Genomic DNA, 12,920 nt, shown 5'->3' on the forward strand with positions numbered 1-12,920 from the left:
TACAATCACATGTTAAAAACATTTATAGAAAGACCCGTATTATCTACAGTGATTTCCATCATTATAGTAATGCTTGGTTTTATTAGTATTAACAGTTTGCCCATAGAACAATATCCTGATATTGCTCCCCCAACTGTTAAAGTAACCGCTTCTTACCAAGGAGCCAACGCAGAAACCGTTCTAGAAAGTGTGATTACACCTATAGAAGAGCAAATAAATGGTGTTGAAGGAATGACTTATATTACTTCAACAGCCTCTAACAACGGTACCGCAGATATTACCGTGTATTTTGATCAAAATACAGATGGAAACGTTGCGGCAGTAAATGTACAAAACCGTGTAGCAAGAGCCACTCCTCTATTGCCTAAAGAGGTAACACAAACAGGGGTAACTACTCAAAAGCAACAAACAAGTGCTTTGATGTTCTTGTCTATGTATTCTGATAACGAAGATTACGATGCTACTTTTATTCAAAACTATTTGAGTATTAACGTGGTTCCTGCCCTTCAAAGAATTAATGGAGTTGGGAACGTAAATGTATTCTCTCAAAGTAATTATGCGATGAGAATTTGGTTAAAGCCAGAAAAACTAGCGGCTTATAACTTAATTCCTTCTGATGTTACCGCTGCTTTACAAGAGCAAAACTTAGAAGCCTCTGCAGGGTCTTTGGGACAAAACAACGGAGAGTCGTTTTCTTATGTGGTAAAATACCAAGGTAGATTTAAGTACAAAGATCAGTACGACAAAATTATTATCAAAGCTTTGGGGAATGGTAAATTCTTAACCTTGGCTGATGTAGCTACTATAGAGTTGGATGCACAATCTTATACTTCTGGAGCTTCTAGTTTAGGAAAACCTGCTGTATTTATGGGAGTTTTCCAAACCAAAGGATCTAATGCACAAGAGATTATTGAGAATATTAAAGTAACCTTAGAGAACGTTAAAAAAGACTTGCCTAAAGGATTGGATATTTTTATTCCTTATGACACTAGTTTGTTCTTAAATGCTTCTATAGAAAAAGTAGTTCATACCTTATTAGAAGCCTTTTTATTAGTATTTATTGTGGTGTTTATCTTTTTACAAGATTTACGTTCTACTTTAATTCCGGCCATTGCAGTTCCGGTATCTATTATTGGTACTTTCTTTTTCTTAAACCTATTTGGATATTCCATCAACCTATTAACCCTATTTGCTATTGTATTGGCCATTGGTATTGTGGTAGATGATGCCATTGTGGTGGTAGAAGCCGTACATGCTAAAATGGACAGTGGTGAAAAGAATCCTAAAAAGGCTACCAATGATGCGATGCACGAAATATCAGGGGCAATTATTTCTATTACCTTGGTAATGTCGGCTGTATTTATTCCAGTAACCTTTGTACAAGGGCCTACAGGAGTATTCTATAAGCAATTTGGGATTACTTTAATTATTGCCATTTTAATTTCTGCAGTAAACGCTTTAACCTTAAGTCCTGCTCTTTGTGCTTTGTTCTTAAAAACACATCACGAAGGACATGATGATAAAAAAGGGATTCACCGTTTTTATGCTGCTTTTAACACAGGGTTTAATGCTACGGTGGATAGATATGGTAAATCGATACATTTTTTATACAAAAGAAAATGGATTACGTTGGTTTTAATCATATTGACGTTTGGAGGAATTTATTATACTTCTCAAAACACCCCAACAGGATTTGTTCCTAATGAAGATAGAGGTATGATTTTTACAAATATAGAATTACCTGCGGGAGCTTCTTTAGATAGAACTAGTATTGTTACAGAAGAATTATATGCTAAAATTAAAGACATACCAGGAATAGAAGGAGTTTCGTTTATCAAAGGAAATAGTTTGTTGAGTGGTTCTGGAAGTAATTACGCTATTGGTTTTGTGAAGTTAACAGATTGGGCAGATCGTAAAGATCCATCACTTTCTACGGCAGCCATTACAGGTAAACTGTTTGGAGTAGCTTCTACAGTTCCAGGAGCGAATATTATATTCTTCTCTCCTCCTAGTATTAGAGGTTTTGGTAACTCAGCTGGTTTTGAAGTGAACTTATTAGATCGTTTTGGAGGAGATTTAAAAGAGTTAGATGCAACCAACAAACAATTTATGGGCGCTTTGATGAGTCACCCAGAGGTAAAATATGCACAATCTGCTTTTAACGTTAACTATCCTCAATATGAAATGGAAGTAAACGTGCCATTGGCAAAAGAAACAGGAGTGCCTATCAATAGTATTTTCTCTACTTTACAGAGTTATATTGGTGGAGTGTACGCATCAGACTTTGCCAGATTTGGTAAACAATACAGGGTGTATATACAAGCATTGCCAGAAGACAGAGCAGATGTAAACTCTCTAGACAAGATTTTTGTAAGAACCAACAAAGGTGAAATGTCTCCTATTACTCAGTTTGTAAAATTAAAAAGAGTGTATGGACCACAATCTGTTACTCGTTTTAACTTGTACAACTCAACTACCATTAGTGGAGCGGTAAATGAAGGATATAGTACGGGAGATGCAATTAAAATAATTGAAGAAGAAGCGGCAAAATTACCAAGTAATTACAGTGTTGCCTACTCTGGTTTGACTCGTGAAGAGGTAAACGCAGGAAACCAAACAACTTATATTCTTATATTGAGTTTGTTGTTTGTTTATTTCTTGTTAGCAGCTCAATACGAAAGTTATATTTTACCATTGTCAGTTATTTTATCCATTCCATTAGGAGTCTTTGGAGCTTATATTACCACCAATTTGGCAGGATTAGAAAACAATATCTATTTCCAAATTGCCTTAATTATGTTGATTGGTCTGTTAGCTAAAAACGCCATCTTAATTGTAGAGTTTGCTTTACAAAGAAGAAAAAATGGAGAAGGAATTGCGGAGGCAGCCATTCATGGAGCCAAAACACGTTTAAGACCTATTTTAATGACTTCTTTTGCCTTTATTTTAGGATTGATGCCGTTGGTGTTAGCTCAAGGAGTTGGAGCGGCAGGAAACAGATCTATTGGTACAGGTGCTGTAGGTGGATTGTTGATAGGTACTATTTTAGGGGTGTTTATCATTCCAATATTATTTATTGTCTTCCAAACGTTACAAGAAAAAGTATCTAAAACAGCGTATGAATTAACAAAAGACATTGAGTAATGATGAAAAAATATAACAAATATAATGTAGCCATGATGTTAGGAGTATCCGTACTCCTAACCTCTTGCTTGGCTGTGAAAGATTATAAACAACCAACTGTAAAAGAAACATCTAAAGAAGTTTATAGAGTTGAAGGGGAACAAATAAAACAAACAGATACGGTTTCTATGGCTTCTGTATCGTGGAAAACCATGTTTACCGATGCTTATTTACAAGCCTATGTTGAGGAAGCCTTAGAGAATAATTTTGATTTACAAATTGCCATCAAGCAAATGGAGTCTGCCGAGTCTTATTTAAAACAAGGAAAAGCAGCTTTTTTACCAACCTTTAGTATTGGGGCAAGTTTAAATGATCAAGAAGTTTCTAAGAATAGTAGATTTGGAAGTTTATCGGCAAACAGATCTATTCAGACTTATGAGTTAAGTGGAAACTTATCTTGGGAAGCGGATATTTGGGGTAAAATAAGAAGTGGTAAAAGAGCTAGTTTGGCTAGTTATTTACAGTCTGAAGCAGCACAACAAGCCGTGAGAACAGAATTGGTTGCTAGAATTGTAAGAGCTTATTATCAATTATTAGCATTGGATGCTCAGTTAGAAATTACCAACCAAACCATAGCGGTTCGTAAAAAAGGAGTAGAAACCATTAAGGCTTTAAAGGAGTCTGGACAAGTAAATCAAGTAGCAGTAGATCAAAATATTGCACAATACAATAATGCAGAAGCGCTTAAGATAGATTTAGAAGCTTCTATTTTTCAGTTAGAGAACAGCTTGAGCATTTTATTAGGAACAACGCCTAGAAAATTTGAAAGAAGTGAATTGAGCAAGCAAGCTATTGATACTGATATGCAAATAGGAATTCCTGCTTTATTGTTAAGCAACAGACCTGATGTAAAATCTGCTCAATATGCTTTGATGCAAAATTTTGAAATGAAAAATGTAGCCAAGACCAATTTATATCCATCACTTACCTTAACAGCTTCTGGAGGATTTCAGGCATTAGAGGTAGACAAATGGTTGACTGGAAATTCAATTTTTGCGAGTATTATTGGAGGGATTACCCAACCTATCTTTAATCAAAGAAAGTTAAAAACACAGTTAGAGGTTGCTAAAAATAATGAAGAACAAGCTTTGTTAAATTATAGAAAAGCCTTATTGGTTGCAGGTAGCGAAGTGTCAAATGCTTTGTATGCTTACCAAGCAGAAACTAGCAAGTTTGTATTTAGAGCAAAAGAAGCAGAAGCGTTGAGTAATGCAGAAATTAACTCTGAAGAATTGTTAAACAATGGTTACGTAACTTATTTAGATTTGTTAACGGCTAGGCAAAGTGCTTTAAGTGCAAAACTAAACTTGGTAGATAGCAAACTGCAACAATTATTAACCGTAGTAGATTTGTACAAAGCCCTTGGTGGTGGTGTAAAATAAGCAATAGGATAATAATTAAACATAAAAAAAGCTCCAGCGTTAACGTTGGAGCTTTTTTTATGGGTATTTATATTTTTATTCAGGCCACAAAGCATTGTCGTCTTCATCCCATTGAACACCAAATTGAATTTCTTGTAAGATATTGTCTGTAAACCAAAAAAACATATTGGCTTCATCTACATCTATCAATTCGTGATTAGGATTTTCAGGAGTAGAATAATCTTCAAATTCCATGTCTCCTAATTCGTGCTTTTCAATAAAATCTTGAACTTCTTCAATTCCTTTTCCTACCAATCCTACACCATTCAATTCAAAATAACTTGAGTTGATGGTAATGGTTTCTAGTCTCCAATCTTCTTCTTCATCAAAAGAAAAAGCGATACCACAATTGTCGTAATCCCAAGTTTCTACAGCATCACCGGTCTCAAAATCTTTCTCAACTTCTTTATCAGTAGGCATTCCTAAAATGCTTAAAACATCTGTTTTTAACATTCCAAACTTTACTTTACCAACTCCTACTCCTATTTCAATGTTTTTTATTTGCTCAATCATATCATTTGGCCAATGGCCTTTTTAAGTTCAATATTTATTTACTAGCAAACATCTCAACATCTGTAGCACTAATTTCTTTTTCTCCAAGAATTAACAAACGTTCAACCACGTTTCTTAACTCACGAATGTTTCCTGTCCAATTGTATTCTTGTAATTTGCTAATAGCCCCCTCAGAAAAAGTTTTAAGAGCCATTCCTTGCTCCTTGGCAATAATTGCAGCAAAGTGTGTGATTAAAGTAGGAATATCATCTCTACGATCGTTTAAAGAAGGAACTTGAATTAGAATAACCGCCAAACGGTGATATAAATCTTCTCTAAACCTACCTTCTGCAATTTCTTTTCGCAAATCTTTGTTAGTAGCCGCTAAAACTCTTACATCTACTTTGATGTCTTTGTCAGAACCTACCCTACTAATTTTACTTTCTTGTAAAGCTCTTAGTACTTTTGCCTGTGCAGAAAGACTCATGTCTCCAATTTCGTCTAAGAAAATGGTTCCTGCATTGGCTGCTTCAAACTTTCCAGCCCTGTCTTTATTTGCTCCAGTAAAAGATCCTTTTACATGACCAAACAATTCACTCTCTATCAATTCTGATGGAATGGCAGCACAGTTTACTTCTACCATTGGAGCTTTAGAACGTTCACTTAAATCGTGTAACCTGTGAGCCACCAATTCTTTTCCTGTTCCGTTAGGACCTGTAATTAAAACACGAGCATCGGTTGGAGCTACTTTATCAATCATATTCTTGATATGTTTGATGGGTTGACTCTCCCCTATCATTTCGTATTTTTTACTGACTTTTTTCTTTAACTGTCTGTTTTCTACAATTAATTGTTTTTGGTCTAAGGCGTTACGAACCGTGTTTAAAAGTCTGTTTAAATCTGGCGGTTTAGAAATATAATCATAAGCCCCCATTCGCATGGTTTGTACAGCGGTATCTAAATCTCCATGTCCAGAAATCATAATGACAGGAATTTCTGGCTTTAGTTCTTTTATTTTTTGCAATACTTCTACCCCATCCATTTTAGGCATTTTAATATCACAAAGAATTAAATCATAATCATGTTCTTTGATTAGCTCTAACCCTATAATTCCATCTTCGGCTTCTTCTACATCATAGGTATTGTTTTCATCAGCAATAATTCTTTTTAAAACTCGTCTAATTGCTGCTTCATCTTCTATCAGTAATATTTTACTCATTCTTGTTTAATATCAAAGGTTATTTTTGAAACATCCATTTTACCAATTGTTTCATACTTGGTTTGTTACCGTAGGTTAAAATTCCGATTCTGTAAATTTTACTAGCAACATATACCGTTGTGATAAAACTAACCAATAATAATGCCAAGGACAAAATTATTTGCCACATAGGAACTCCAAAAGGGATCCGCATTAGCATCACCACAGGAGAGGTAAATGGTACAAATGAAAACAACAGGGCTGTACTTCCGTTTGGATTTCCGTTGATTACCGTTACAATGCCAATATACACGGCAAACATTAGCGGTAATAAAATAGGATGCACAAATTGTTGTGTGTCGGTTTCACTACTTACAGCAGCTCCTACAGCAGCATAAAAACTACTGTATAATAGGTATCCACTTAAAAAGAAAAACACAAAACCGACAAAGATTTCGGTATAGTTGATTTCCCAAATAATGTTGAATATTTGTTCTATTTTATCTGAATTCCCTCCAACTGACGGGAAATATATTTGCAATAAGAACAATCCTCCTAAAAGTAAAATCCCCCATATTAAAAATTGTAGAATTCCAGCCAAAGCATTTCCAATGATTTTTCCTAACATTAGCTGAAAAGGTTTTACGGTACAAACCATAATTTCTACCACACGGCTGTTTTTTTCTTCTATAATACTACGCATTACAGAATTACCATAAATAATAACAAACATCATAATTAAATAACCACTTCCAATGGCAACCGTACCTTTTACCCATTTTTGAATGGTAGCATGGGAATCATCTTTTTTACTGTAATGGATAGGAGTATTCTCAGTAGCTTGCTTAATAACAGCTTCCTTAACACCTTTGTTTTTTAACTGCTGTAAAACCCAATGCTTTTCTAAAATGGTTTCTAGAGAGTGTAAGGGAATTTTATCATCTCCATAAATCTCCATCATGTTAGATAATGGGTTTGCATATACCAAACCATTTAAATCCTGATCATTTACAAGTTTTTTAGCAGCCTTAAAAGAAATAACCGTTCTGTATTCTACTGTAATATTTTGATTTTCTTTTTGAATATCAGCCGCTATTTCCGGAGTGGTCACCGCTAAAATAGAAACCTGTTTATAGTTTTCTTTGTTCTCTTTACTCGCAAAATAAAAGATAGCTGCAAACATTCCAATCATTAATATTGGACTTAAAAAAATCAATACTAAATATGCTTTGCTACGAACTTTAGTAATGAACTCACGTTGTATAATAAGAAGTAACTTATGCATTTTCTATGGTTTTGATAAAGATGTCTTGTAAACTTGGGGTGTGTTGTTTGTAAGAAATTACTTTTCCTACTTTTAATAAATCCTGTAACAAATGATCGGTTTCTTTTTGATTGTTTACAACTTCAAAACGAATTTCATCGTCTTCTTTTTGGATGATATTCGTTTTATAAGCAGCATTATTTAAAAACAATGCTAACTCGTTTTCTTGATAATTAGCAAGTGTGACTTCAAAAGTTTCTTGAATATATTTTTTCTGAATATTCTGAATGCTTCCTTCTAACAAAATATTTCCATGATGAATTAAACACAAAGCATCACACATTTCTGCTACAGACTCCATTCTGTGAGAAGAGAAAATAACAGTTGTTCCATTTTTCGCCAAAGTTTTGATTTCTTTAGCAATTAAATTCGCGTTAATAGGATCAAAACCACTAAAAGGCTCGTCTAAAATCAATAAATCTGGTTGATGTAAAACAGTAATAATAAACTGTACTTTTTGAGCCATTCCTTTAGAAAGTCCTTGGATTTTCTTTTTTCTCCAATCTGTAATATCAAACCTATCTAACCAATAATTTAACTGTTCTAAAGCCTTGGTTTTAGTCATTCCCTTTAGTTGACCAAAATACAAAGCTTGCTCTTCTATGGTCATGTTTTTATACAAACCACGCTCTTCGGGCAAATAACCAATATGTCTTACCGCATTAGGAGTCATAGGAATTCCTTTGAAAATAATATTTCCGCTATTGGCATCAATAATTTGATTAAGAATTCTAATCAATGATGTTTTTCCTGCCCCATTTTGACCAATCAATCCATACACACTCCCTTTGTTTATTTCTATGGATATATGGTTTAAGGCTGTTTTAGTACCGTAGGTTTTGTATAACTTTTGAATACTGATGATAGGTTCTTGCATAAATGCTAAAATTCTTTTTTAAGAGATTTCAAAGATATTATATGTAAGGTATATATCCTTTACATAAACAAATTAATTCTTCAGTATTTGAAATAGATGCCTCCACATTCTTTTGATTAATAAATATTAAAACACCATTTTAACACCTATTGTTTTGTTTTATTGACTGATTATTGACTGTATTTTTATGAAATTAACATATGTATTGTGCATGCATAGTTATTTTTTCTTATCTTTAAAAGAAAAACAACATGAAAGGAGTCAATGATGTAAATTTTGATTACTTATATAGGTGGACTTGGCAGTCCATTCAGAAAATGTATAATGAAGAAGCCCAGAAAAGAGAGAGCTCAATGACTATTGGTTTTGTTTTAATTAATATTCATTCAAAAAATGGAACTCCTTCAACGATGCTTGGTCCTCGTATGGGTATAGAAGCTACTAGTTTATCTAGAACATTAAATAAAATGGAAGAACTAGGACTTATTTATAGAGAAAAAAACCCAAATGATGGTAGAAGTGTTTTAATTAAATTAACCCCTAAAGGAAAACAGCAAAGAGAAGTTTCTAAAGAAATAGTCTTAAAATTTAACCACACAGTAGCCGAAAATTTGACTAAAAAACAGATAGAGATTTTTTTAGATGTGACAGAAACCATTCAAGAATTGATAGAACAAAAATTAATCTTTTAAGATGAAAAAACATATAAAAAAAATAGCAGTTATTGGATCTGGAATCATGGGATCTGGTATTGCTTGTCATTTTGCAAACATTGGTGTTCAGGTTTTATTATTAGATATCGCCCCAAAAGAATTATCTGAAACAGAAGAAGCTAAAGGTTTAACTTTAGATCATCCTTTGGTAAAAAATAGGATTGTAAACACCAATTTACAGTCGGCCATAAAATCTAACCCTGCCTCTTTATATGATAAAAAGTTTGCTGATAGAATTGAAACAGGAAACTTAGATACGGATCTTAAGAAATTAGGAGATGTTGATTGGATTATTGAAGTAGTTGTGGAAAGACTAGACATCAAACAAAAAGTGTTTGAACAAATAGAAGCCCATAGAAAGCCTGGAACAATTGTTTCTAGTAACACTTCAGGAATTCCAATTCAGTATATGAACAAAGGACGTTCTCAAGATTTTAGAGAACATTTTGCTGTAACTCACTTTTTTAATCCTGCCAGATACTTAAAACTTTTTGAAGTAGTTCCGGGTCCAGATTGTAAAAAAGAAGTGGTAGATTTTTTAATGAATTTTGGTTCTAAGTTTTTAGGAAAAACAACAGTGTTAGCTAAAGATACTCCTGCTTTTATAGGAAATAGAATTGGGATTTTTGGAATTATGAGCATGCTCCATATTGTAAAAGAATTGGACATGACCGTAGAAGAAGTTGATAAGCTAACAGGACCTGTTATTGGTAGACCCAAATCTGCAACTTTTAGAACCGTTGATGTTGTTGGATTAGATACCTTGGTACATGTGGCTAATGGACTGTATGAAAATTGTAAGGAAGATGAAGCTGTAGCTTTATTCAAAATCCCTGATTTTATTCAAACCATGTTAGATAATAAATGGTTGGGAAGTAAAACTGGAAAAGGATTCTATAAAAAACACGAAGATCACCAAGGTAAAAAATCCATATTAGCTTTAGATTTAAATACTTTAGAATATAGCACTTCTAAAAAAGTAAGTTTTAAAAGCCTTGCAGCAACGAAAACAATTGATAGGGTTGCAGATAGATTTAAAATTTTAATAAAAGGACAAGACAAAGCAGGTGAGTTTTACAGAAAAACATTCGCAGCGTTGTTTGCTTATGTTTCTAATAGAATTCCAGAAATATCTGATGAAATTTACCGAATAGATGATGCCATGAAAGCTGGTTTTGGTTGGCAACATGGACCTTTTGAAATATGGGATGCTATTGGTTTTGAAAAAGGGTTGACTTTAATTGAAGATGAAGGACTTACTTGTGCAAGTTGGATTCAAGATTTTAAAGATTCTGATAGCTCATCTTTTTATACCGTAAAAGAAGGAAAGAAATATGTATATGACATTGCTTCTAAAACTCAAATAAAAATTCCAGGGCAAGATAGTTTTATCATTTTAGAAAATATTAGAGAAGCCAAAACCATTTGGTCTAATTCAGAAGCTTCCATTCAACATTTAGGAGATGGTGTTTTAAACGTAGAGTTTCAGTCTAAAATGAATACTTTGGGTAGTGGTGTTTTACAAGCTATTAACAAAGGAATTGATTTAGCTGAAACGGAATATGATGCGGTGATTTTAGGAAATCAAGCAACTAATTTTTCTGTAGGTGCTAATTTAGCCATGATATTTTTACTAGCTGTTGAGCAGGAATATGATGAGTTAAATTTTGCAGTTCAGTATTTTCAAAATACGGTCATGAGAATGAGATACTCCTCCTGTCCTACTCTAATCACTCCAAGAGGTATGACTTTAGGTGGTGGTTGTGAATTAAGTTTACATGCTGATAAAGTAATTGCTGCTGCAGAAACTTATACAGGTTTGGTTGAATTTGGTGTAGGAGTTATTCCTGGAGGTGGTGGAACAAAGGAAATGACCAAAAGAGTGTCTGACATGGTTTTAAAAGATGATGTAAAGCTAAACAGAATGAGAGATGCTTTCATTAACATTGCCATGGCCAAAGTCGCAACATCAGCTCATGAAGCTTATGATTTAGGATATTACGTTCAACATAAAGATTTGGTGGTTGTTAATGAACATCAACAAATTGCAACCGCTAAAAAATATGCAAGGCAAATGTTAGATGATGGTTACTTAATTCCTACTCCACAAAAAGTAAAAGTTTTAGGGCAACAAGTTTTAGGAATGTTCCAAGTAGGAGCTGATAGTTTGGTAGCCGGAAAATATGCATCGGAACACGATAGATTAATTGCAAATAAATTAGGATATGTAATGGCTGGTGGAGATTTATCTGAACCCTCATTTGTATCAGAACAATATTTGTTGAATTTAGAACGAGAAGCTTTTTTATCTCTTTTAGGAGAAAAGAAAACATTGGAAAGAATTCAGCACATGTTAAAAACAGGGAAACCGTTAAGGAATTAGTTTTGCATTAAGCCTTAGGCTACAAGCTGTAGGCTATTAATTAATACTCAAAAAGCATAAGGCATATTGCTTAGAGCCAAAAGCATAAAATTATGAAAACAGCATATATAATAAAAGGATATAGAACAGCCGTAGGAAAAGCTCCAAAAGGAATTTTTAGGTTTAAAAGACCTGATGAATTGGCTGCTGAAACCATACAGTACTTACTAGAAAAAACACCAGAATTAGACAAAACCAGAGTTGATGATGTCATTGTAGGAAACGCGATGCCTGAAGCAGAACAAGGTTTAAATATGGGACGTTTAATCTCCTTAATGGGATTAAAAATTGATGATGTTGCAGGTATGACAGTAAATAGATATTGTGCATCTGGGATTGAAACCATTGCCATTGCTGCAGCTAAAATACAATCTGGAATGGCTGACTGTATTATTGCGGGTGGTGTAGAAAGCATGTCATACATTCCTATGGGAGGTTACAAACCTTCTCCAAATTACAAGGAAACCAATGCCGGTCACGAAGAGTATTATTGGGGAATGGGATTAACAGCAGAAGCCGTTGCAAATGAATTTAAAGTTTCTAGAGAAGATCAAGATGAATTTGCATACAATTCTCATCAAAAAGCTTTAAAAGCGCAAGAAAACAATCTATTTGAAGAGGATATTGTTCCTATTAATATAGAAGAAATATTTGTAGATAATTCTGGGAAAAAACAAACGAAAAATTACACAGTAACCAAAGATGAAGGACCTAGAAAAGACACTTCTTTAGAGGTTTTGTCAAAACTAAGACCAGTGTTTGCAAACAATGGATCGGTAACCGCTGGGAATTCTTCTCAAATGAGTGATGGAGCAGCTTTTGTAATTGTGATGAGTGAAGAAATGGTGAAAGAACTAAATCTTGAGCCTGTGGCTAGGTTGGTTTCTTTTGCTGCTGTAGGTGTTGAGCCTAGAATTATGGGAATTGGACCTGTTATGGCAGTTCCAAAGGCTTTAGAAAGAGCAGGATTAACTAAAAAAGACATCGATTTAATTGAGTTAAATGAAGCTTTTGCCTCACAATCAATTGCTGTTATTAGAGAATTAGGAATCAACCCAGATATTGTAAACGTAAATGGAGGTGCTATTGCTTTAGGGCATCCACTAGGTTGTACAGGGGCAAAATTATCTGTGCAGTTAATAAATGAAATGAGAAGAAGGAAAAACAAATATGGTATCGTAACCATGTGTGTAGGAACAGGACAAGGAGCAGCAGGTATTTATGAATTTTTAAAATAATCAATGTAATTATATCAATCAACCCGTTTTCCAAAACATAAAAACATAAAAA

General features: G+C 33.8%; 9 protein-coding genes. 5 read left to right on the forward strand and 4 right to left on the reverse strand.

What is annotated here, in order from left to right; translation table 11 throughout:
* The first annotated feature begins 9 nt into the window (after window positions 1–9).
* A complete protein-coding gene (locus tag BUB70_RS04590; protein WP_073118819.1) occupies window positions 10–3,144 on the forward strand; it encodes an efflux RND transporter permease subunit in 3,135 nt (1,044 codons plus the stop codon).
* 2 nt (window positions 3,145–3,146) lie between these two features.
* Window positions 3,147–4,565, forward strand: coding sequence for an efflux transporter outer membrane subunit (locus BUB70_RS04595; protein ID WP_073118822.1), 1,419 nt, complete (start codon window positions 3,147–3,149; stop codon window positions 4,563–4,565).
* Window positions 4,566–4,640: 75 nt separating this feature from the next.
* Here BUB70_RS04595 and BUB70_RS04600 read toward each other — a convergent pair whose 3' ends face one another.
* Genes BUB70_RS04600 through BUB70_RS04615 form a run of 4 tightly spaced genes read right to left on the reverse strand, consistent with a single transcriptional unit; the run spans window position 4,641 to window position 8,495 of the window.
* Window positions 4,641–5,117, reverse strand: coding sequence for a hypothetical protein (locus tag BUB70_RS04600; RefSeq protein WP_073118824.1), 477 nt, complete (start codon window positions 5,115–5,117; stop codon window positions 4,641–4,643).
* 34 nt (window positions 5,118–5,151) lie between these two features.
* Window positions 5,152–6,315 (reverse strand): sigma-54-dependent transcriptional regulator, encoded by a 1,164-nt coding sequence (locus BUB70_RS04605; protein WP_073118826.1) that lies wholly within the window; start codon window positions 6,313–6,315, stop codon window positions 5,152–5,154.
* Between the two features lie 19 nt (window positions 6,316–6,334).
* Window positions 6,335–7,579: an ABC transporter permease gene (locus BUB70_RS04610; protein WP_073118828.1), complete on the reverse strand. Its 1,245-nt coding sequence runs from the start codon at window positions 7,577–7,579 to the stop codon at window positions 6,335–6,337.
* Entirely contained in the window at window positions 7,572–8,495 is a 924-nt protein-coding gene (locus BUB70_RS04615) for an ABC transporter ATP-binding protein (protein ID WP_084730179.1), read from the reverse strand. Before BUB70_RS04615 ends, BUB70_RS04610 begins: the two co-directional genes overlap by 8 nt.
* Window positions 8,496–8,746: 251 nt before the next feature.
* Here BUB70_RS04615 and BUB70_RS04620 point away from each other — a divergent pair, with 251 nt between their 5' ends.
* The 3 genes from BUB70_RS04620 (at window position 8,747) to BUB70_RS04630 (ending at window position 12,868) form a co-directional block, all read left to right on the forward strand.
* Entirely contained in the window at window positions 8,747–9,187 is a 441-nt protein-coding gene (locus BUB70_RS04620; protein ID WP_073118830.1) for a MarR family winged helix-turn-helix transcriptional regulator, read from the forward strand.
* A gap of 1 nt (window position 9,188) precedes the next feature.
* Window positions 9,189–11,591 carry a 3-hydroxyacyl-CoA dehydrogenase/enoyl-CoA hydratase family protein gene (locus tag BUB70_RS04625; RefSeq protein WP_073118832.1) on the forward strand — a complete coding sequence of 801 codons (2,403 nt, stop codon included), beginning with the start codon at window positions 9,189–9,191 and terminating at the stop codon, window positions 11,589–11,591.
* A 92-nt stretch (window positions 11,592–11,683) separates the two neighbouring features.
* Complete coding sequence (locus BUB70_RS04630; protein WP_073118834.1) at window positions 11,684–12,868, forward strand: acetyl-CoA C-acyltransferase; 1,185 nt, start codon at window positions 11,684–11,686, stop codon at window positions 12,866–12,868.
* Window positions 12,869–12,920: the final 52 nt, after the last annotated feature.

Origin of the sequence: Wenyingzhuangia marina (assembly GCF_900130035.1) — a bacterium.
In the GTDB taxonomy this organism is placed as follows: domain Bacteria; phylum Bacteroidota; class Bacteroidia; order Flavobacteriales; family Flavobacteriaceae; genus Wenyingzhuangia; species Wenyingzhuangia marina.